Origin of the sequence: Catellatospora sp. NPDC049111 (genome assembly GCF_040648615.1) — a bacterium.
Taxonomy (GTDB): Bacteria; Actinomycetota; Actinomycetes; order Mycobacteriales; family Micromonosporaceae; genus Catellatospora; species Catellatospora aurea.
Genome location: NZ_JBEZEB010000009.1, coordinates 49,071 through 69,190, shown reverse-complemented (window position 1 = coordinate 69,190; position 20,120 = coordinate 49,071). Strand labels below are relative to the sequence as shown.

Below are 20,120 nucleotides of genomic sequence, written 5' to 3'. Positions count from 1 at the left end.
CAGCAGCGTGGGCCCGTGGCCGGAACGAGCCGCCCGCAGTCGTGACCGCCGCCCTCGTGGGCGGTCTGCTGGCGGGGTACGGCGTAGCCGTGCCCGTCGGCGCGATCGCGCTGCTGCTGATGAGCCTCACCGCCCGCACCTCGCTGCGGATCGGCGCCGCCGCCGCACTGGGCGTGGCGGCCGCCGACGGGATCTACGCCCTTGTCGCCGTTCTCGGCGGAGCCGCCCTGGCCCGCTGGATCGAACCGATCTCCACCCCGCTGCGCTGGATCGCGGTGGCCGTGCTGCTCTACATCGCGAGCCACACCGCGTGGAGCGCGATCCGGCACTACCGCGACCCGGCCCGGGCCCGGGAGACGAAACTGCTGGACACCCCGGGCCGGGCCTTCCTGGCACTGCTCGGGCTGACCCTGCTCAACCCGATGACGATCGTGTACTTCGGTGCACTCGTCCTCGGCGGGCGGCAGGCCATGGACGGGCTGACCGGGCCGGAGGGCGCGGTGTTCGTGACCGCCGCCTTCCTCGCCTCGGCCAGCTGGCAGCTGAGCGTCGCCGCGGGCGGCGCGCTGGTGGGCAAGGTGCTCGCCACGCCCCGGGGACGCCTGGTCACGGCCCTGGTGTCCAGCCTGGTGATCTCGGTCCTCGCGGTGGCACTCGTCGTGGCAGAGTAGGCCCATGCTGCCTACCCCCTCCGCTCTGCTGCTCGACTTCGGCGGGGTGATCGTCGAATCCGGACGCTCCACCGAACCGCTCCGGGAACTCGTGGACCGGGTCCACCGGCTCGTCGGCGGTGCGCTCAGCACCGCCGAGATCCACGAGTCCCTGGAGCGGGCTGACGACGTCCGGTCCGAGCGACGCGACACGTCGACCGACTTCGTCGAGCTGAGCCACGAGCAGCTGTGGGGTGAGCTGGTCGCCGCTGAATGGCCGGCGGTGGCCCGGGCCACCGTGCTGGTGCACGCCGGCGACCTGACCCGGCAGTGGGCCCGGCGGCCCGACTGGCGGTTGCGACCCGGCATGGCCGACCTGCTGGATTTCACCATCGGATTGGGCATGCCGGTCGCGGTGGTCAGCAACACGCGCAGCGGTCAGGCGCACCGCGACATCCTCGACGAACTGGGCGTGACCGGTGCGTTCGCGGTCCAGGTCTACAGCGACGAGCTGGGCGTGTTCAAGCCGCACCCCAGCATGATCTGGGCCGCCGCCCGTGAGCTGGGAGTGGCCGCCGCGGCGTGCTGGTTCGTCGGCGACCAGCTCAGCAAGGACATCGTCTGCGCCCGCCGGGCCGGCACCGGCGCGGCCATCCTCATGCCCCACGGCGACAGCCCTCAGAAGGGCGACGGCAGCCCCGAGACCACCCCCGACGCGGTCGTCGCCGACGGCACCGAACTCCTCGCCCTGCTCCGCCAGTCCCTCTAGCAAGGAAGGGCACCTTCACAACGCTCTGCGTTGTGAAGGTGCCCTTCCTAACCTTTCCTGCGGTCGGTGGCAGCTGCGGGGTGGTGGTGGCGGTGGGCTCGGCGTTCGGCCGCGGCCTGCATCAGGGGCATCAGCGCCAGCAGCGGCAGCGCCAGGTTGGCCAGGAAGAGGGCCGCGACCAGGGTGGCCACCATGGCGCTGGTCGCGATCACGCCCCGGCGCACCGCCCGGTCCACCGCCTCGCTGCGCCCGGGGCGCTGCAGCGGCACCCGGTCGCGGATGCGCAGTGACAGCAGCAGGCCGCTCAGCGCGATGAACACCAGGTTGACCATGTACAGCAGGGTCGCCCCGCGCCCCTGGTTCACCTCGTACGTGAGCACCGCCGTGGGCACCGGCAGGAACACCACGCCCAGCAGCCACATGCTGTTGAGCAGCATGATGCCCTCGCCGACGTCGACGAGGTTGTCGAACACCCGCCGGTGCACCATCCAGAACAGCGACACCACCGCGAACGACATCACGAACGCGGCGAAGTCGCCGGCGTGCTCGCGCACGAGGTCGCGGACCGACTCGGTCTGCGCGTCGCGGGCGGTGTCGACCAGCGGCAGCACCAGCAGGGTCAGCGCGATCGCGACGACCCCGTCGGTGTACGCCGTCAGCCGGACCAGCGAGCGGGACTCCTGCACACCTCTGGTTACCACAGCAGCGCAGGTCAGCTCAGGTGCTTGAGCGCTTCCCGGCGGGACAGCCCGGACAGCTCGGCGGCGTGCGCGGCGACGAACGCGCGCACCGCCGCCGGATCGGTCTTGCCGTACTCCCGCAGCGCCCAGCCGATCGCCTTGCGTACGAAGAAGTCCGGGTGCCCGGCCTGTGCCGCGCAGTAGCGCAGCAGCCGGGGGGCGTCGGTGGCCGCCTTGTACGTCAGCTGGTGCAGGATCGCCGTGCGCACCAGCCACAGGTCGTCGTCGGCTGCCCAGGCGTCCATCGTCGTGACCAGACCCCGGTCCCGGGCCACCAGCGGGCCGACCACGTGCGCGGCGAGCGCGTCGACGGTGTCCCACCAGGGTTTCCCGGTGATCAGGCACCGCGCCGTGTCGAGGAACCCACTGTCCAGCACCCGGGCGTGCCGACGCAGCAGCACGCACGCGGCGTACTGGTACTCGCGCTCGTCGCGCGTCCAGCACGTCAGCGCGACCTCACGCAGCGTCGCCGCGTCGGGGCGGGGCTGCCCGGCCAGCGCCGCCCGTAGCACCTGCCGCACCGCCGGACTGGACACGCCCAGGAACGGGAACTGGTCGCGCATGTACGCCCGCATCGCCGGGGCCCGTACTGGATCTGCAGCGGCCGTCAGCCGCTCGTCCAGCCGCGCCATCAGCGCGACGGCTCCCGACGCCATGCCACCTCCCGTGTATTGGCCTGCGGTGATCGCCCACCACCGGTGGAATACTGCGAATCATGGACAGTATCGACCTCGCCTCGCTGTGGTCCGCGGAGCCGGGCTACCTGAACACGGCCAGCTTCGGGCTGCCACCGGACCGGGCCTGGCATGCCATGCAGGCGGCGCTGGGCGACTGGCGGGCGGGCCGCACCTCGTGGGAGGGGTGGGGTGAGTCGACCGAGCGCGCCCGGCAGTCGTACGCCCGGATCATCGGGGTCGACGCGGCGGACGTCGCGGTCGGCGCGCAGGTGTCGCAGCTGCTGGCCCCGGTCGCGGCGGCCGTGCCCGACGGCGCGACCGTGCTGGTCCCCGAGCTGGAGTTCACCTCGGCGGTCTTCCCGTGGGCGGTGCACGCCGACCGCGGCGTGACCGTGCGCACCGCGCCCGCCGACCAGCTCGCCGAGCGCATCGACGCGAGCGTGGACGTGGTCTCGTTCGGGCTGGTGCAGTCGTCGGACGGGGCGGTCGTCGACTATGCCGCGGTCGTCGCCGCGGCCCGCGCCGCGGGCGCGCTGGTGGTCGTGGACGCCACGCAGGCCTGCGGCTGGCTGCCGTTCGACGGCGCGCTCGCCGACGTGGTGGTGACCGTCGCGTACAAGTGGCTGATGTCGCCGCGCGGCACCGGTTTCGTCTACCTGAACCCGGCGGTGCGCGAGCGCACCCGCCCGCTGGCGGCCAACTGGTACGCCGGTGAGGACGTGCACAGCTCGTATTACGGCCTGCCGCTGCGGCTGGCCAAGGACGCCCGCGCCTTCGACATCTCGCCCGCCTGGCACGCCTGGGTCGGCACCGCGCCCGCGCTGGAGGTCGTCGAGGAGATCGGCGTGCCCGCGATCCACGCGCACGACGTCGGCCTCGCCAACAGCTTCCTGGCGGGCCTGGGGCTGCCGCCCGGCGACAGCGCCATCGTCACCGTGGACGTGCCCGGAGCGGACGCCAAGCTGGCCGCCGCGGGCATCCGCACCGCGGTGCGCAACGGCCGGATCCGCGCCTCGTTCCACGCGTACACCACGCAGGCCGATGTGGACGCCGCGCTGAACGCCCTGGTGGGCTGATGCCCGCCAAACCCGCCGCGGGCGGGGGCCGCTGGGCCGACGTCGAACCGCGACGGCTGCGCCGCTGGCTGGACGGTTTCTACTCGCGCCACGACGGGGCCGAGGAGGAGGGCCTGAAACTGGTCGCCGCCAACGGGGACACCGCAGAGCTGCTGCCGCCGCCCGGCGTCGGCCCGGTCGCCGACGTGGACGCGCTGCTGGAGGCGCTGGCCGTGCCGCGGCGGTTGGGGCTGCTGCTGGCCCGGCGCAACGCCGTCGCGGTCGGGGTCGCCGACGGCGACGAGCTGATCAGCTCCAAGGTGGACACGTTCTACGTGCAGGGCCGCACCGCCGCGGGCGGCTGGTCGCAGCAGCGCTACGCCCGCCGCCGGGAGAACCAGGCGTCCGGCGCGGCCCGCGACGCCGCCGACATCGCCGCGCGCATCCTGCTGCCGTACGCGGACAGCATGGCGGCCCTGGTATGCGGCGGCGACCGGAGCACGGTCGACGAGATCCTCACCGACCGCCGCCTGGCCCCCCTGCTCCCGCTGCGCCACGAGCGCCTGCTCGACGTCCCCGAACCCCGCCACGCCGTCCTCGTCGAGGCCATCCCCGCCGCCCACACGATCCGCATCCACCTCGTCCCCTGACCCCCGCCCCCGGCGCCCCTCCGGGGCGCCCCCCTGCGCCGCAACTCTTAAAGACTTGCGGCCTCAACGCGTGGTCGAGGCCGCAAGTCTTTAAGAGTTGCCGCAGGCGGCGGGTGGTGGGTCAGCTGGCGAAGGTGTTGCATTGGCGGGGGTCGCCGGTGCGGTAGCCCTGGTTGAACCATTGCTGGCGTTGGGCGGAGGAGCCGTGGGTGAAGGCCTCCTGGTTGATGCGGCCGGTGGCCTTCTGCTGGATGGCGTCGTCGCCGACGGCCGCCGCGGCTTCCAGGGCCTGGTCGATGTCCTGCTGGGTGATGGACTTGAACAGGGGCTGGCCGGTCGCGTCGGTGGTCTTGGCGGCGGAGTTGGCCCACACCCCGGCGTAGCAGTCGGCCTGCAGTTCCATGGCGACGGAGTACTTGTTGGCGTTGGCCGGGTCGCGCTGCTGGGCGCGGCGCACCTGCGCCTCGGTGCCGAGCAGGGTCTGGATGTGGTGGCCGTACTCGTGGGCGAGCACGTACGCCTGGGCGAACTGGCCCTTGGCGCCGAACCGGCTGGCCAGCTCGTCGTAGAAGCTCAGGTCGATGTAGACGTGGTTGTCGCCGGGGCAGTAGAACGGGCCGACGCCGGCGGTGGCCGGCCCGCAGGCGGTGTCGACCGAGCCGGTGAAGAACCGGGTGGTCGCCGGCTGGTACTGCTGGCCCAGGTACTGCGGCATGGCCGAGCGCCAGTACGCCTGGATCGAGTTGATGTAGAGCAGGTTGCGGCAGGCCGGGTTCTCGAACCGGTTGGGGTTCGACTTGTCGCACTGCTGCGCCAGCGTGGTGCTGTTGACGTCGTTGGGTCCGGGCTGCTGGCCCTGCTGCTGGGGCGTGAGCCCGCCGACGCCGCTGAACAGGCTGGAGCCGCCGCCGGTGCAGATGAGCAGACCGACGCAGAGCGCGCCGATCAGCAGCACCGCCATGCCGATCTTGCTGCGCATGAGCAACGGCAGCAGCCCGGCGAGGCAGCCCGCGCCGCCCATGCCGCCGCCCCCGCCGCCTCCGCCGCCCATGGGCGGGAAGTTGAAGCCGCCTCCGCCGCGCCCGCCCCCGGCGCCGCGCATGTCCTCGACCTGTGACGGGTCGAGTTCGGCGTTTTCGTTGATGCTCACGTTCGCCAGCGTAGGCAGTTTTGTGGCGAATCACACCCAAATCAGGTCGTCTCCGGGGTAAATGCCGTGGCAGGGCGGGTCGGGGTGCTCGGTAGACTGGAGGCTCCTTCCCGAAGCCACCCGGTGGCCCACCCCTGACCTGGGAGCAATTCATGATCACGGCCACCGGTCTGGAACTGCGCGCGGGCGCGCGCATCCTGCTGGGGGACACCACCCTGCGCGTGCAGCCCGGTGACCGCATCGGTCTCGTCGGGCGCAACGGGGCTGGCAAGACCACCACGCTCAAGGTCCTCGCCGGCGAGGGCTCCCCGTACGCGGGCAAGATCGACAGCCGCGGGCCGGTGGGTTACCTGCCGCAGGACCCGCGCACCGGCGACCTGGACATCACCGCCAGCGACCGGGTGCTCTCCGCGCGCGGCCTGGACGTGCTGCGCAACGAGATGAAGGAGTTGGAGGGCAAACTCGCCGACGACGAGCGCTTCATGCGCCGCTACGGCCAGCTGGAGGACCAGTTCTCCGCGCTCGGCGGCTACGGCGCCGAGGCCGAGGCTGCCCGCATCTGCTCGAACCTTGGCCTGCCCGACCGAGTCCTCCAGCAGACGCTCGGCACCCTGTCCGGCGGCCAGCGCCGCCGCGTCGAGCTGGCCCGCATCCTGTTCCGCGACGCCTCGGAGACCGGCGGCGGCATCCTGCTGCTCGACGAGCCGACCAACCACCTCGACCACGACTCCATCACCTGGCTGCGCGGCTTCCTCGCCGGCCACAAGGGCGGGCTCATCGTCATCTCCCACGACGCCTCGCTGCTGGACGCCGTCGTGAACAAGGTGTGGTACCTCGACGCCAACCGCTCGGTCGTCGACACGTACAACATGGGCTGGAAGACGTACCTGGAAGCCCGCGAGACCGACGAGCGCCGCCGCAAGCGCGAGCGGGCCAACGCGGAGAAGAAGGCCGGCGCGCTCATGGCGCAGGCCGACAAGCTGCGCGCCAAGGCCACCAAGACGATCGCGGCGCAGAACATGGCCAAGCGCGCCGAGAAGATGATCTCCGGCCTGGACGAGGTGCGCGCGACCGACAAGGTGGCCAAGGTGCGCTTCCCCACCCCGGCGGCCTGCGGCAAGACCCCGCTGACCGCGGAGGGACTGTCCAAGTCGTACGGCTCGCTGGAGATCTTCACCGACGTCGGCGTCGCCGTGGACCGCGGTTCCCGCGTGGTCATCCTGGGCCTCAACGGCGCGGGCAAGACCACCCTGCTGCGCATGCTCGCCGGCATCCTGCAGCCGGACACCGGCGAGGTCAAGGCGGGCCACGGCCTGCGCCTGGGCTACTACGCCCAGGAGCACGAGACCCTCGACGTCGACCGCACCATCCTCGACCACATGCGCTCGGCCGCCCCCGAGCAGACCGATACGGAGCTGCGCCGCATCCTGGGCGCGTTCCTGTTCAGCGGGGACGATGTGGACAAGCCCGCGGGTGTGCTGTCCGGCGGCGAGAAGACCCGGCTGGCACTGTCCACCCTGGTCTGCTCCGGCGCGAACGTGCTGCTGCTCGACGAGCCCACCAACAACCTCGACCCGGTCAGCCGCGAGCAGGTCCTCGACGCCATCGCCCGCTACCCCGGCGCGATCGTCCTGGTCACCCACGACCCCGGCGCCGTAGCGGCCCTCAAGCCCGACCGCGCCATCCTCCTGCCCGACGGCGACGAGGACGCCTGGTCCGACGACCTCCTCGAACTCGTCGAACTCGCCTAAGACAAAGGAAGGGCACCTTCACAACGCTATGCGTTGTAGAAGGTGCCCTTCCTAACATCTCAGGCCCGTCACCAGGGCGTCGACAGGACGGCTTCGATGATCATCGCGGAGAGGGCGCCGACGGCGACGAGGAGCAGGGGAGCGGGGACCGGGTCGCCGCCGGGGCGTTCAGGGGCGACGGCGGCGATGGTGAGCCAGGGGAAGTACGGCAGCCACGCGTGCTCCACCCCGCCCCGGGCCAGCCCCGCCCCGACCGAGAACAGCACCGCCCCGGACGCGCCCACCAGGAACGGCCAGCCGGGGGTGTTGCGCACCTTGCGCAGGCTCGCGAAGATGGGCGGCCCGACCGCCAGCAGCAGCGCGCACACGCTGATCAGGCCCCACCACAGCGCCGAGCGGTGCGGCTCGATGCGCGCGGCGAAATCGGCGTACGCCGTGCCCAGCCCGTCGGTCCAGGTGAAGCCCAGCTTGGCCGCGCCGAGCACCGGCAGCAGCACCCCGAGCCCGGCGAACATGTTCAGGGCGGCCCGGCGGCGGGCGAAGTTCAGGAACACCACGGACAGCCCGAGCCACGCGACGGCGTACGAGAACAGCGCGGCCGTGCCCAGCAGCAGCCCGGCCAGCACCGCCCAGGCCGCCGCGCGCCAGCCGTGGCGGCGGGTGGCCCGCACCCCGGCCAGCGTCATCGCCGCGCCGATGGTGGCCACGACGGCGTCCATCGACACCGCTGTCCAGATCGCGTACGGCGCGAGCGCCAGCACCGGCGCGTACGGCCTCGCGGCGGCCTCGCCGCCCATGTCCCGCACCGCGGCCAGCACCATCGGCACCGACAGCGCCCCGATCGCGGTCACCAGCAGCGCCAGCGCCAGATGGTCGGTGACCCCGAGCCGCTGCACGGCCCACAGCACCAGCACCGGCGCCGGCGGGTGGCCCCGCGTGGCGGCCGTGTGCTCGGCCGAGCGGTCGGTGAAGCTGCGCAGGTACGCCAGCGGGTCGTCGCCGACCTCCTGCACGTCGCCGAGGTAACTGTCCGGGGTCAGCGAGCGGGTCAACCCGTCCGCGCCGTCGACGAGCGCGAGCGAGACGGCCCAGGCGAAGAACGCCACCGTCGCCCCGGTGCTGACGGCCCACCACGGCAGTCGATGGATCCAGCCGCGCCAGGCTGCGCCGAGCACGGTCACCGCGACGACCGGCGCCAGCAACGACATCGGCGACAGTTCGAAGCGGTAGCGGCCGAGGAACGGCGCGCTCGCGGTGCCCAACCGGGCCCCGGCGCGCACCGCCAGCCAGGTCGTGAGCAGGCCGATGCTCACCAGCACGAACCAGCCGAACAGGTCTCGGCGTTCGCGGTGGAGGGCGCTGCGGGGGTCGACGGTGGTCACGGCGAGACACGCTATCGGGTACCCGACAGCACCGTGCGTGTCGGTTGGCATGGAATTGATATCTAGCGCATGATCGTCGGAGGCGGTCTAATAGGTTGGACCGCAAACCGCATCGTCCGGGACGTGAGGATTTCAACATGGCAGCCACCGGCACAGCTACCACCACCGAGAAGGGTCGCCGGATCGTCGGGACCGAACGCCAGACGCTCGCCAAGGACCTCGTGAAGCGCTACACGTCGGGTGAGTCCATCCGCGCGCTGGCCGCGTCGACTGGCCGTTCGTACGGATTCATCCACCGGGTGCTCACCGAGTCCGGAGTCGCGCTGCGTCAGCGCGGCGGAGCCCGTCGGCGCAAGAAGGCATGATCCGCCCGCACCACGCAGAGCTTGGGGAGCCGGTTGATGTCTGAGATGGCAGCGGCCGGCTTTCGCATCAGCCAGGACGGTCCGGTCGCGACGGTGACATTGGACCGCCCAGAGGTGCGCAACGCGCAGACCCCCGAGCTCTGGGCAGGTCTGGCCGATGCCGCACGGGGGCTCGCCGGCGATGTGCGCGTCGTGGTCGTACGCGGGGAAGGGCGGTCCTTCTCCGCGGGCCTCGACCTGAAAGTGGTGCAGGGCGGCGAGTTTCAGCAGCTCGCCACCGTCAGCCCGGAGGAGTGCGCGGATCGGATCGCCGATTTCCAGCAGGCCTTCTCTTGGCTCCGCCGACCCGATCTCATCACCATCGCCGCGGTGCAGGGCCACGCCATCGGCGCGGGCTTCCAGCTCGCGCTCGCCTGCGACCTGCGGATCGCGGCCGACGACGCCCTCTTCGCGATGGCGGAGGTGACGCTGGGGCTCGTGCCGGACCTCACCGGCACCAAGCGCCTGGTCGAGCTCGTCGGTTACGCCCGCGCGCTGGAGCTGTGCGTGACCGGCCGCCGCGTGAACGCCGCCGAGGCGGACCGGATCGGCCTGGTCAACCTCGTGGTGGGGCGCGACGAGCTGGACGCGGCCGCGGCCGATCTGGCCAATGCGGTGCTGGCGGCCCCGCGCGACGCGGTCGTCGAGATCAAGGCACTGCTGGCCGCGGCGGGCGGTCGGAGTTTCCCGGAGCAGGAGCGCGCGGAGCGCGAGGCGCAGACCCGCCGCATCCGCGACCTGGCCGGCCTGGGCGAGTGACATTCCGGCGGTATCTGTTCCGCCGTCCCTTTCCGGATCGCTGAGCCACTCTTTCGGGCGTCATACCGACGGCTGATTCGTCATGGTGGAAAGACGGCCGCCTTCTCCTTTCCGGGGGATGGGCGGCATCCGGTCGCGTGCCATTGTCTGCCCGGCTGAATAGTTAATGAGCCGGGCTAAGGAATTTTCGTTCGGCAGGGCACGTTGAGCGGCACGTCTGGTCTTTCACAGTGGGAGGTTCACCGGTGAGTTATCCGGGTGGGGGCGGCGGCATGGAGACGCTCATGCGGTCCATGCGTCGGGGGCAGAGCGTCGAGAACCGCAAGATCGGCAAGCCCACCGCGAAGCGGATCCTCTCCTTCGCCCGGCCGTACCGCAGGGAGATCGTCTTCTTCCTGGTCACCATCGTGGTCGGCGCGGTCATCGGCGTGGTCACGCCGCTGCTGGCGGGCCGGGTCGTCAGTGCGATCACCCCGAAGGACGGGGTCATGGCCCCCGACGCGGGCCGCACCGTCATCACCATCGCGGTGGTCATCGCGGCGCTCGCCCTGCTCAGCGCGGGGCTGTCGCTGGTCGAGCGGTTCTACTCGGCGCGCATCGGCGAGGGCCTCATCTTCGACCTGCGCACCCAGGTGTACGACCACGTGCAGCGCATGCCGGTGCAGTTCTTCACCCGGGCGCAGACCGGCGCGCTGGTCAGCCGGCTCAACAACGACGTGCTCGGCGCGCAGCGCGCGTTCACCTCGACGCTGTCCGGCGTCGTCGGCAACATCATCCAGCTCGTGCTGACCGTGCTGGTCATGCTGACTCTGTCCTGGCAGATCACCGTGCTGTCGCTGATCCTGCTGCCGGTGTTCATCCTGCCCGCGCGCCGGGTCGGCCACCGGCTGGCCGAGATCACCAAGGAGTCGTACGACCTCGGCGCGAAGATGAACGCCACCATGACCGAGCGCTTCGGGGTCGCCGGAGCGCTGCTCGTGAAGCTGTTCGGCCGCCCCGAGACCGAGTCGACGCGCTTCGCCGAGCGGGCCGGCCGGGTCCGCGACATCGGCGTGCAGAGCGCCATGTACTCGCGCACCTTCTTCGCCGCCATGATGCTGGTCGCCTCGCTGGCCCAGGCGCTGGTCTACGGCCTGGGCGGCTGGTACGCCGTGCAGGGCAGCCTCGACGCGGGCGACGTCGTGGCCCTGGCGCTGCTGCTGGTACGCCTCTACGGGCCGATCACCGCGCTGTCCAACGTACGCATCGACGTGATGGGCGCGCTGGTCTCCTTCGACCGGGTCTTCGAGGTGCTCGACCTGCCGCCCGCGATCGCGGAGAAGCCCGGCGCGGTCGACGTGCCGAAGGGCGCGTCGAAGGTCGAGTTCCGGGACGTGGAGTTCCGCTACCCGACCGCCGCCGAGATCTCGCTGGCCTCGCTGGAGGACGTGGCGACGCTGGAACGCACCGCCACCGCGCCGGTGCTGCGCGGTGTCTCGTTCACCGTGGAGCCCGGCCAGATGGTCGCGCTGGTCGGCAGCTCGGGCGCGGGCAAGTCCACCACCTCGATGCTGGTCAGCCGGATGTACGACGTCACCAGCGGCACCGTGCTCGTCGGCGACGTCGACGTGCGCGAGGCCACCCTGCAGTCGCTGCGGGACACCATCGGCGTGGTCACCCAGGACGCGCACCTGTTCCACGAGACCATCGCGGAGAACCTCCGCTACGCCAAGCCTGACGCCACCGACGACGAGCTGTGGGCCGCGCTGGCGGCCGCGCAGATCGACACCCTGGTCCGGGCCACCCCCGACGGGCTGGACACGGTGGTGGGCGAACGCGGCTACCGCTTCTCCGGCGGCGAGAAGCAGCGCATCGCCATCGCCCGCCTGCTGCTGAAAGCCCCGTCGATCGTCATCCTCGACGAGGCCACCGCCCACCTGGACTCCGAGAGCGAGGCCGCCGTCCAGCAGGCCCTGTCCACCGCCCTGGCCGGCCGTACCGCCCTGGTCATCGCCCACCGCCTGTCCACCGTCCGCGAGGCCGACCAGATCCTCGTCCTCGACGACGGCCGCATCGTCCAGCGCGGCACCCACGAACAACTGCTCGCCTCCGGCGGCCTCTACGCCGACCTCTACCGCACCCAGTTCGCCACCGCGGATTCCCCCCGCCTCACCCACCTCACCGACACCCCCGCCTGACCCCCGCCCCCTCCCCGCCTCGCGCCGCGCCGCGCCGCGCCGCGCCGCGTTGATCATGAACTTAAGGGCGTGTTCGGCGGCGTGTCGCCACCCTGGCACCGTGATCACCTTCGGGGCCGGCTCGCGGCTGCGGGATCTAGAAGAGTTGTTGCTGCTCAGGAAGCAACAACTCTTCTAGATCCACGGTGCGCGGCGGGCGACTGCCGAGGGTCAGCGGGGGCGGTAGGTGAGGGCGCGGCCACGCCAGCGGAGGAACAGTTCGCCTGCGTGGAGGCGGACGGCGGCACCGCGGCGGGCGCGCGGGGCGGTTTGGCCGTCGTACGTCCACAGCAGGTCGCGGAGCGCGAGTTCCCGCCGCGCTGCGGCGTCGCGGGGTGGGTGGGCCAGGGCGAAGTCCCAGCCGTCGCGCAGCGACCCCTGCGGCGCGCGACCCGCAGCCCAGGCCGAGAACACTCGGGCCCACTGCCCAGGTCCCGCTGACGCGGCCAGCCGGGGCCATGTGCGCGCCACGTCCTCGGCCCGCTTGCGCAGCAACGCGGTCTGCGTCGCGGCCACCGCCCCGGCGTCGAAGCCCGTAGGAACGGCGGATCCCGCCACCAGAGCCCGCACCAGCTCCTCCTGCCGCCGCGCCAGCCCGACACCAGCAGCCGGGATGCCCGCCATGGGGCCGGAGCCGCCGGCACCGGAGCCGCCAGGGCCGGTCATGCGCGTGCCGCGCCGGTGATCGCGGGGTAGCCGGTCGCCGCGGACAGGGCGTCCAGCTCCGCGCGCAGGGCCGCGGCGGGCGGGTAAAGGCCGTCGCGTTCGAGCAGGATCGCGGGCGGGCGCTGCCGCGCGCAGAGCTCGCCCAGCAGCTCCAGGACCTCGCCGGGCACCGGGTCGGTGTGCGTGTCGTGGTAGCGGCCCTCGTGCAGGCGGCCGCCGGCGACGTGGACGTACGCCATGCGCTCCAGCGGGAGCCGGGTCAGCAGGTCGGCGGGGTCTTCGCCGCGGTTGAGCGCGTTGGCGTACACGTTGGCGATGTCGAGCAGCAGCAGCGCGTCGGTGCGTTCCAGGATCTCGGTGAGGAACTCGGCCTCGGTCAGCTCGTCGTCGGGCCACTCGAACAGCGCCGCGATCGGCTCCAGCGCCAGCGGCACGTCGAGTTCCGCGGTGGTCCGCGCGACGTTGGCGACCACCGCGTCGACGGCCTCGCGGCAGCGCGGCAGCGGCAGCAGGTGACCGGCCTCGACCCCGCCCGCTCGGACGTACGCGATGTGCTCGCTGACCAGCGGCGCGCCGACGGCGCGGGCGGCCTGCGCCAGGTGCTCGACCCGGTGCGGGTCGACCGGTTCGGCCCCGCCGAGGGACAGTTTCACGCCGTGCGGCACCACCGCGACCCCGGCCGCGAGCAGCCGGGCCAGCGCCTCGGGCGGCTCACCGGAGTGCGGCAGCGACTCGGCGATGACCTCGACGAACCGCAGGCCGGGCAGTTCGGCGACGAAGCCGGAGATCTCGGGGCGCCAGCCGATGCCGACGCCCCGTCCGGCCAGCGGCGTCATCCGCCGCACCCGCCTCCGCCGCCGCAGCCACCCCCGCCACCGCAGGAAGAGCCGCTGCTGCAGGAGGAACCACCGCTGTCGCCGCCGCTCGAACCGCCGCCGTCGGAGCCGCCGTAGAACGGGCCGTACGCGCCGCTGGTGTCGTCGCGCTCCGGGATCTCGGTCTCCCCGGCGAAGGCCGGGTCGGCGGCCCACAGCACGGCGGTGCCGAACAGGCCGACGGCCAGCGCGGTCTGCGCGGGACCGTAGGTGTCCCAGGCGGGCCGCGACGCCGGACGCAGGTGGTTGAAGTGGCGCTTGGCCTGGAACAGCGCGTTCTCGGCGGCCTTGGTGCGCCGCGGCTTGCGGGCGAGCAGCACCAGGCCGACGATGCCGACCGGGATGACCAGCAGCACCAGGAACATCACCGGGCGGTCGTTGGCGATCCCGGCGATGATCCGGACCACGCCCACCGCGAACAGGGCGAGCAGCAGCAGCGGGCCGCGCCGGGCGCGGGACACCACGTCGGGGCCGACGGTGAGGCCGCCGCGGCGCAGCTCCTCGCCGATCGCGGCCAGCGCCTCGGCCACGGAGCGGTCGGTGTGCAGCTCCTTGGCCCGCTGGCCGTTGCCGACGGCGTGCAGGACTGCCGTGTCCAGCGGGGTCGCGCCCGGCGGCAGGCCGCCGGTGCGGGTGAGCCGCCCGGCCTCGTCGGCCGCGACGACGCCGCTCTGGCGCAGGAAGGTCAGCGAGGAGTACACCGCCAGCGCCGCGCCGCCGTTGAGGTACGCGGTGTGCTGCGGCGACAGCTGGTCCACGCGGACCTGGCCGGGCCCGGCGAACAGGCGGGACCGGTGGATCAGCGTGCCCACCAGCACGACCACCGCGGCGAGCGCGAACAGCAGCAGGAAGGTGGGACCGGGGATGCCCCAGGTGTCCGCCATGGGAGCTCCTTCGACGAGGGAGCCCTCATGATGGACCATCGGAGCAATCAGCGGGAGACCAGCACGCTCAGGCAGGTGACGCAGCCTTCGAGCTTCTCGAACTCGCCGATGTCCACCACGACCGGGGCGAAGCCCAGATCCCCGAGCAGTTCGGCGGTACGCGGCGCGGACGCGGCCAGCAGCACCCGGTCGCCGCCGAGCGGCACCACGTGGCAGCCGCCCTCCTCCTCGACGGGGCGCACCGCCGGGAACAGCCCGGTCGGCACCAGGTGGGGCAGGGCCAGGAAGGTGCCGTCGGGCAGCGCGGTCACCGCGGACTTCAGGTGCAGCACCTCGCCCAGCGGCACCGCGACCACGGTACGGCCGAGCGGGGCGAGCAGCGCCCGCAGCTGCCGGATGCCCTCGGCGTTGGTACGCCCGCCGCGTCCGACGTAGACGGTCGTGCCGACCTGGAGCACGTCGCCGCCCTCCAGGGTGCCCGGCTCCGTGATGCGCGCGGTGCGCAGGTCCAGTTCCAGCACGGCCTGCTCGACCCCGGCCACCTCGCCTCGGCGGGCCGGGGCGCCGGGGTGGGTCAGCACGGCGAGGTCGTCCACCACCACGACCGCGTCCTCGACGAACACCGAGTCCGGGCAGTCGTCAGCGGCCGGGGCGGGGTAGACCTCCCAGCCGGCCGAGGCCAGCGCGTCGGCGTACGCCATGTGCTGGGCGCGGGCCAGGGACAGGTCGATCTCGCTGCGGCCGATGTGGGTCACGATGCCGTCGGCGAGCCGGGAACTCGGCTCGCGGACCAGGGCGGTTCTCATTTCTTACGCATTACCAGGAAGACCACCAGAGCGACCACCACCACGGTCGCGCAGCAGACGGTGCCGCCGAGCAGCAGATGCCAAGGTTTGAGGGCGCCCATGGGGTGGCACTGTAGCGCCCGGATGCCCGCCAGAAAATATCTTGTCGATCCCTGGATCTCGTGGATAGTGTCGGCGGTACACGGGAAAGGAGGTGGTCCAGCTTTGAGTAGCTACAGGACACGTGAGGTGGCTGCCCGCTAGGCGGCTGTCATCGACTGCACTTCTGTCGATACCTGAAGGTTCGACTGGAGCGTCGAGGCCGTGTGTCAGCGGCCCTGGCGAATCCAAGGGAGCCACCCGATTCCCGGGGGAATGTCCGGTTTGTCCAGCCGGCCCGCGCACCCGCGCGGAACCCCCGGGTTTCGTCATTTCCGGAGCAGGTCACGCTGTTGCGTCGGCGGCGGGGCGGAAACGCCCGAACGTCCGCTTCAGCGGCGGCGGACCGTCTCCTCGATCAGATCCAGCACCGGGCCGAAGTCGTCGGCCGAGCCACCCATCGCCAGCCGCTTGACCAGCCCGTCGTACGCCAGCTCCAGGAAGTGCGCGAGCACGTCGATCGGCACGTCCTCGCGCAGCACACCCGCGCTCGCCTGGCGCTGCAGGCGCTCGCGGGTCGCGGTGTCGATCGCCTCGCTGTGCTGGGCCCACCGCTTGGCGAACGCCGGGTCCGTGCGCAGCCGCCGGGCCACCTCCAGCTGCGTGCCGAGCCAGCCGGCCGCGTCGGGGTCCTGGGCGTGGGCCAGCAGATCCCGCATCACCTGCACCAGGCCGTTCGCGGCGACGGTGGCGGCCATCTCGACCGCGTCGTCCTCGGCGACGGCCAGGAACAGCGAGTCCTTGTCGCGGAAGTGGTGGAAGATCGCGCCCCGGGACAATCCGGTCGCCTGCTCCAGGCGGCGCACCGTGGCGCCCTCGTAGCCGTAACGGGCGAAGCAGGCACGGGCCGCGGCGAGGATCTCGTGGCGGCGCGCGTCGAGTTGATCCTGACTCACCCTGGGCACATGCCGATCTTCGCAGGTCGGCCCCGCACACGCAATCCGTACGTACGGCTTGACGCCCGGTGACGGATCTCGGACGCGATGCGCGCGAAACCCGCGCATGGAAGAATCCTCCGCGTCCGGCGCGCGTTGAGCGTCGGGGACAGTATGGCGACGCCGTGCGAAACGCCTGCAGGCCAACAGGTCTGCGGCCCGCCGGGGAAGGTGCGACCTGTGGACCTGGAGCTGTTGACCACCACCTACGTGGACACGTGGGTGATGGTCCTGGTGGTCTCGATCCTGACGATCTCCCTGCTGATCGGGGTGCCGCTGGCCCGCTCGGCCGGGCGGCGGCGCGGCATGCGGCTGGCCAACCCGGGGGCGTACGCCACCCGCGCGGACAAGGCCAAGGACACCGGCCTGTTCCTGGCCGCGCTGATCCCGACGCTGCTGGTCTGGCTCGCCGTGATGGGCGTGTCCTTCATCGGCCTCACCGGCTTCGCCAACGACGTCATGGGCTGGGACCACTGGACCAACATCCTGGTGCCGCTCAGCCTCGACGGCATCAGCATCTCCTTCGGCGCGTGGGCGTTCGTCGCCGTCAAGCGCGGGCGGCACCCCGGCCGGGCATACAAGATCGTGCTCGCCGCCGCGACCGTGTCGGCGACCCTGAACTTCGTGCACGGCCGCGACAAGTGGTCCATCTGGGCGGGCCTCTACCTGGCGTTCCTGTCCTTCGCGGGCATGGCGATGTTCCACGAGCTGCTGGACCAGTTCATGGCCGGCTACGACGACGAGGTGGCGCTCAAGACCCGCTACCCGCGCTTCGGCCAGCGTTGGTTCTACGCCCCGATCTCCACGTTCGCGGCCCGCCGGGCCTGGATCGTGCACCCGCCGGCGGAGGGCCTGCGGCCCAGCGTGCGCAACGCGCTGACGCACCTGGAGGACACCCGCGAGGCCAAGCGCCAGCGCCGCCTGTACGGCGCGCAGCTGGTCCGTGAGGAGCAGCAGGCCAAGCTGGTCGAGGTGCACGCCCGAGCCGAGGTGCGCCGGGCCCGCTCGGCGAGCTGGCGTTCCGGAGCCGCGCCGGGCTCGTCGCCGCAGGTGCCGCACCTGCCCGTGCCGCACCAGTCCGCGCCGATCCCGCAGAACGGGCACCAGTCGAACGGGCACCAGCCGAACGGCTACCAGCCGTACCCGCCGCAGGCGGTCTACCAGCCGACGCCCCAGCCGGAGGACTTCCCCGAGCCGCCGCCCGCGCCCCACCAGCCAGAACCCGAGCCGATGTCCCAGGACCTCGTTCCCGAACGTGACGAGCGCGGCACGATCCTGGGCCGGGACCTGCGGGCCACCCTGGAGTCGGCGTGGAGCGCCCCGACCGGCCGCGAGCCGATGGGCCACCGGCCCCTGTCGGACACCAGCGAGATCACCTCACGCGGCATGCTCAACCACCTCCAGGAGCCGGTCCAGCGGATGATCACCGAGGCGCTGTCGCGCGGTGAGCAGGTCAGCCCGGCCTTCGTCCGCGAATGGACGGCCCAGGAGTACGGGCGCACGCCGAGTGAGAACTGGGCCCGCAACCAGATCAAGGCAGCTCGCCAGCGGGACACCATCGGCGTGGACGCGGATCTGGCGTGACCAGGCATCGATTTCGTTACCGCGAGGTTTCCCGCACAAAGGGGGGCTTCACCAGCGTGTCCTGAGTCACGTAAGGTGCCCGCGTGCCTCTGTTGCTGTTGGACCTCGACAACACACTGGTCGACCGCGAGGGCGCCTTCCGGATGTGGGGTACTCGGTTCCTGTCCGAGATCAGCGCCCCGCCGTACGACATCGACTGGCTGGTGGACGCCGACGCGGACGGCCTGACCTCGCGCTGGGACCTGGCCGACGCGATCCGCGACCGCTATCGACTGCGCAACTCCGTCGTTGACCTGGTGGAGGAGTTGCACGAGGGGCAGATCGAGGCGACCCGGCTGGACCCGATGGTCGGTGCCGCGCTGCGCATCGCCGCCGAGGCGGGCTGGGTGCCGGTGATAGTCACCAACGGCGAGACCCGCCAGCAGGAAGCCAAGATCCGGCGTACCGGCCTGGACCGCTTCGTGGCCGACTGGGTGGTCTCGCAGGAGGTCGACTGCCGCAAACCCAACCCGCGCATCTTCGAGATCGCCGCGGAGCGGGCCCGGATGCGGCTGCGTGGCGCCTGGATGATCGGCGACAGCCCCGAAGCCGACATCGGCGGCGCGACCACGATCGGCATCCCCAGCGTCTGGATCCACCGCGGCCGCCAGTGGACCGAACGCCGCTTCGGCCCCACCCGCATCGTCGAAGGCGCCATCCAGGCCGTGGCAGCCGTCCTCGCCGCCGACCCACCCCACCGCATGGCCCGCTGACGTCCTGCCGGTCTTTTCGGGTTGATCATGAACTTATGGCAGTGTTCGACGGTGTGTCGCTGCCATAACTTCATGATCGATGCCTGTGGGTGAGGCCGGGCGCGTGTGATGCGGGTCGCTGCGGAAAATCGGTTGACAGGATCAGTGGGTCGAGGGAAGACTCGTCCGCGTTGTGCGAGATCCCGGAACTGATCCGGGTCGGGAGAGAAGGGAGTTGAGCCGAATGGTTGCCGTCGCTGTGCGCTGCGCGCATTTCGCCTCTTTCTTCTTCTTCTCTCCGACCGAGGAGCTTTTCCAGTGCGAGAGCACGACTTTCCGCGCTCCGGCCGCGTCAACCGCCGGAACCGTTTCGACGACGACGAACTGACCTTCGAGAAGTCGTACGCCGAAGAAGTCGAGTGGGACGAGACCCCCGACAAGCCCGAATTCGGTGACCGCTGGTCCACCTGGGACCTGTCGACGCCCACCGAGCGCGGGCCGCTGCCCCACCCCGACTGGCTCGTCACCGAGCTGGCCGCGGTCGACGTGGAGCGCGGAGTGCTGAAGACCGGCAAGGAGGCCGACGTCTTCCTGCTGCACCGCCACGTTCCCGGCACCGACCGCGGCTGCCTGCTGGCGGCAAAGCGCTACCGCAGCCACGACCACCGCATGTTCCACCGCGACGCGGGCTACCTGGAGGGCCGTCGGGACAAGGAGTCCCGGGTCAACCGGGCCATGGCCAACCGCAGCGCGTTCGGCAAGGAGGCCATCGCCGGGCAGTGGGCGGCGGCCGAGTTCGGCGCGCTGGCCCGGCTGTGGGAGATCGCGCGGCAGCTCGACGTCGCGCCGTTCACGCCGTACCCGGTGCAGATCCTGGGCACCGAGGTGCTGCAGGAGTTCATCGGCGCGCCCGACGGCACCGCCGCGCCGCGGCTGGCCCAGGTGCGCACCGACGAGGCCGGGCTGGCCGACCTGTGGGCGCAGCTCGTGCTGGGCCTGACGGTGCTGGCCCGCGCGGGGTACGCGCACGGCGACCTGTCGCCGTACAACATCCTCGTGCACGAGGGGCGGCTGGTCATCATCGACCTGCCGCAGATCGTGGACGTGGTGGCCAATCCGCAGGGCAAGCGGTTCCTGACCCGCGATGTGCACAACGTGGCCACGTGGTTCACCGCCCGCGGCCTGACCGGCCTGGACGAGGCGGCCCTGACCGCCGAACTCCTCGCCGAAGCCGGCATGCGGACCTGACCCCGCGCGGCCGTGCTCGTTGGACTTGCCTGGCAATCGGGCGAAAGGGC

General features: G+C 71.9%; 20 protein-coding genes. 11 read left to right on the top strand and 9 right to left on the bottom strand.

Annotated features, from left to right (window positions below; all coding sequences use genetic code 11):
• The first annotated feature begins 41 nt into the window (after positions 1-41).
• Both AB0B66_RS15745 and AB0B66_RS15740 read left to right on the top strand, forming a co-directional pair.
• On the top strand, positions 42-671 hold the full coding sequence (locus tag AB0B66_RS15745; RefSeq protein ID WP_360529169.1) for a LysE family transporter: 630 nt from the start codon (positions 42-44) through the stop codon (positions 669-671).
• A gap of 4 nt (positions 672-675) precedes the next feature.
• Entirely contained in the window at positions 676-1,419 is a 744-nt protein-coding gene (locus tag AB0B66_RS15740; RefSeq protein ID WP_360529166.1) for an HAD family hydrolase, read from the top strand.
• Positions 1,420-1,466: 47 nt separating this feature from the next.
• Here AB0B66_RS15740 and AB0B66_RS15735 read toward each other — a convergent pair whose 3' ends face one another.
• A complete protein-coding gene (locus tag AB0B66_RS15735) occupies positions 1,467-2,120 on the bottom strand; it encodes a TMEM175 family protein (RefSeq protein WP_360529163.1) in 654 nt (217 codons plus the stop codon).
• Between the two features lie 11 nt (positions 2,121-2,131).
• Complete coding sequence (locus AB0B66_RS15730) at positions 2,132-2,815, bottom strand: DNA alkylation repair protein (RefSeq protein ID WP_360529160.1); 684 nt, start codon at positions 2,813-2,815, stop codon at positions 2,132-2,134.
• Between the two features lie 59 nt (positions 2,816-2,874).
• Here AB0B66_RS15730 and AB0B66_RS15725 point away from each other — a divergent pair, with 59 nt between their 5' ends.
• Both AB0B66_RS15725 and AB0B66_RS15720 read left to right on the top strand, forming a co-directional pair.
• Positions 2,875-3,912, top strand: coding sequence for an aminotransferase class V-fold PLP-dependent enzyme (locus tag AB0B66_RS15725; protein WP_360529157.1), 1,038 nt, complete (start codon positions 2,875-2,877; stop codon positions 3,910-3,912).
• Complete coding sequence (locus AB0B66_RS15720; RefSeq protein WP_360529593.1) at positions 3,909-4,541, top strand: acVLRF1 family peptidyl-tRNA hydrolase; 633 nt, start codon at positions 3,909-3,911, stop codon at positions 4,539-4,541. The genes AB0B66_RS15725 and AB0B66_RS15720 overlap by 4 nt, the downstream gene beginning before the upstream one ends.
• A gap of 121 nt (positions 4,542-4,662) precedes the next feature.
• Here the strand turns inward: AB0B66_RS15720 and AB0B66_RS15715 are convergent, their stop codons facing one another.
• Positions 4,663-5,691, bottom strand: a complete 1,029-nt coding sequence (locus tag AB0B66_RS15715) for a neutral zinc metallopeptidase (protein WP_360529154.1) — start codon at positions 5,689-5,691, stop codon at positions 4,663-4,665.
• Positions 5,692-5,843: 152 nt separating this feature from the next.
• Here AB0B66_RS15715 and AB0B66_RS15710 point away from each other — a divergent pair, with 152 nt between their 5' ends.
• Positions 5,844-7,442 carry an ABC-F family ATP-binding cassette domain-containing protein gene (locus tag AB0B66_RS15710; RefSeq protein WP_360529151.1) on the top strand — a complete coding sequence of 533 codons (1,599 nt, stop codon included), beginning with the start codon at positions 5,844-5,846 and terminating at the stop codon, positions 7,440-7,442.
• A 68-nt stretch (positions 7,443-7,510) separates the two neighbouring features.
• Here AB0B66_RS15710 and AB0B66_RS15705 read toward each other — a convergent pair whose 3' ends face one another.
• A complete protein-coding gene (locus AB0B66_RS15705; protein WP_360529148.1) occupies positions 7,511-8,824 on the bottom strand; it encodes a hypothetical protein in 1,314 nt (437 codons plus the stop codon).
• Between the two features lie 137 nt (positions 8,825-8,961).
• Between AB0B66_RS15705 and AB0B66_RS15700 the strand changes: the two genes are divergently transcribed.
• The 3 genes from AB0B66_RS15700 (at position 8,962) to AB0B66_RS15690 (ending at position 12,164) form a co-directional block, all read left to right on the top strand.
• Entirely contained in the window at positions 8,962-9,189 is a 228-nt protein-coding gene (locus AB0B66_RS15700; RefSeq protein WP_120315961.1) for a helix-turn-helix domain-containing protein, read from the top strand.
• A 45-nt stretch (positions 9,190-9,234) separates the two neighbouring features.
• Positions 9,235-9,987, top strand: a complete 753-nt coding sequence (locus tag AB0B66_RS15695; RefSeq protein ID WP_360529145.1) for an enoyl-CoA hydratase/isomerase family protein — start codon at positions 9,235-9,237, stop codon at positions 9,985-9,987.
• A gap of 284 nt (positions 9,988-10,271) precedes the next feature.
• Entirely contained in the window at positions 10,272-12,164 is a 1,893-nt protein-coding gene (locus tag AB0B66_RS15690) for an ABC transporter ATP-binding protein (protein WP_360529142.1), read from the top strand.
• A gap of 210 nt (positions 12,165-12,374) precedes the next feature.
• Here the strand turns inward: AB0B66_RS15690 and AB0B66_RS15685 are convergent, their stop codons facing one another.
• The 5 genes from AB0B66_RS15685 to AB0B66_RS15665 form a co-directional block, all read right to left on the bottom strand.
• Positions 12,375-12,869, bottom strand: coding sequence for a hypothetical protein (locus AB0B66_RS15685; protein WP_360529139.1), 495 nt, complete (start codon positions 12,867-12,869; stop codon positions 12,375-12,377).
• The gene (locus AB0B66_RS15680) at positions 12,866-13,705 is read right to left on the bottom strand and encodes a DUF692 domain-containing protein (protein ID WP_360529136.1); all 840 of its coding nucleotides are present in this window, start codon (positions 13,703-13,705) and stop codon (positions 12,866-12,868) included. Before AB0B66_RS15680 ends, AB0B66_RS15685 begins: the two co-directional genes overlap by 4 nt.
• Positions 13,702-14,628, bottom strand: a complete 927-nt coding sequence (locus AB0B66_RS15675) for a TIGR04222 domain-containing membrane protein (RefSeq protein WP_360529133.1) — start codon at positions 14,626-14,628, stop codon at positions 13,702-13,704. The genes AB0B66_RS15680 and AB0B66_RS15675 overlap by 4 nt, the downstream gene beginning before the upstream one ends.
• A 47-nt stretch (positions 14,629-14,675) precedes the next feature.
• Complete coding sequence (gene ddaH, locus AB0B66_RS15670; RefSeq protein WP_360529130.1) at positions 14,676-15,434, bottom strand: dimethylargininase; 759 nt, start codon at positions 15,432-15,434, stop codon at positions 14,676-14,678.
• Between the two features lie 470 nt (positions 15,435-15,904).
• On the bottom strand, positions 15,905-16,477 hold the full coding sequence (locus AB0B66_RS15665) for a helix-turn-helix domain-containing protein (RefSeq protein WP_360529127.1): 573 nt from the start codon (positions 16,475-16,477) through the stop codon (positions 15,905-15,907).
• Positions 16,478-16,687: 210 nt separating this feature from the next.
• Here AB0B66_RS15665 and AB0B66_RS15660 point away from each other — a divergent pair, with 210 nt between their 5' ends.
• The 3 genes from AB0B66_RS15660 (at position 16,688) to AB0B66_RS15650 (ending at position 20,070) form a co-directional block, all read left to right on the top strand.
• Positions 16,688-18,091, top strand: coding sequence for a DUF2637 domain-containing protein (locus AB0B66_RS15660; RefSeq protein WP_360529124.1), 1,404 nt, complete (start codon positions 16,688-16,690; stop codon positions 18,089-18,091).
• Between the two features lie 83 nt (positions 18,092-18,174).
• Entirely contained in the window at positions 18,175-18,843 is a 669-nt protein-coding gene (locus AB0B66_RS15655) for an HAD family hydrolase (protein WP_203699328.1), read from the top strand.
• A 297-nt stretch (positions 18,844-19,140) separates the two neighbouring features.
• Positions 19,141-20,070, top strand: coding sequence for an RIO1 family regulatory kinase/ATPase (locus tag AB0B66_RS15650; protein ID WP_360529121.1), 930 nt, complete (start codon positions 19,141-19,143; stop codon positions 20,068-20,070).
• Positions 20,071-20,120 lie beyond the last annotated feature (50 nt).

Bases quoted from the DNA above. Each gene is read 5' to 3' on its own strand.
- AB0B66_RS15740 (WP_360529166.1), top strand. From the start codon at position 676: ATGCTGCCTACCCCCTCCGCTCTGCTGCTCGACTTCGGCGGGGTGATC.
- AB0B66_RS15700 (WP_120315961.1), top strand. From the start codon at position 8,962: ATGGCAGCCACCGGCACAGCTACCACCACCGAGAAGGGTCGCCGGATC.
- AB0B66_RS15710 (WP_360529151.1), top strand. From the start codon at position 5,844: ATGATCACGGCCACCGGTCTGGAACTGCGCGCGGGCGCGCGCATCCTG.
- AB0B66_RS15685 (WP_360529139.1), bottom strand. From the start codon at position 12,869: ATGACCGGCCCTGGCGGCTCCGGTGCCGGCGGCTCCGGCCCCATGGCG.
- AB0B66_RS15730 (WP_360529160.1), bottom strand. From the start codon at position 2,815: ATGGCGTCGGGAGCCGTCGCGCTGATGGCGCGGCTGGACGAGCGGCTG.
- AB0B66_RS15695 (WP_360529145.1), top strand. From the start codon at position 9,235: ATGGCAGCGGCCGGCTTTCGCATCAGCCAGGACGGTCCGGTCGCGACG.
- AB0B66_RS15725 (WP_360529157.1), top strand. From the start codon at position 2,875: ATGGACAGTATCGACCTCGCCTCGCTGTGGTCCGCGGAGCCGGGCTAC.
- AB0B66_RS15690 (WP_360529142.1), top strand. From the start codon at position 10,272: ATGCGGTCCATGCGTCGGGGGCAGAGCGTCGAGAACCGCAAGATCGGC.
- ddaH (WP_360529130.1), bottom strand. From the start codon at position 15,434: ATGAGAACCGCCCTGGTCCGCGAGCCGAGTTCCCGGCTCGCCGACGGC.
- AB0B66_RS15680 (WP_360529136.1), bottom strand. From the start codon at position 13,705: ATGACGCCGCTGGCCGGACGGGGCGTCGGCATCGGCTGGCGCCCCGAG.
- AB0B66_RS15675 (WP_360529133.1), bottom strand. From the start codon at position 14,628: ATGGCGGACACCTGGGGCATCCCCGGTCCCACCTTCCTGCTGCTGTTC.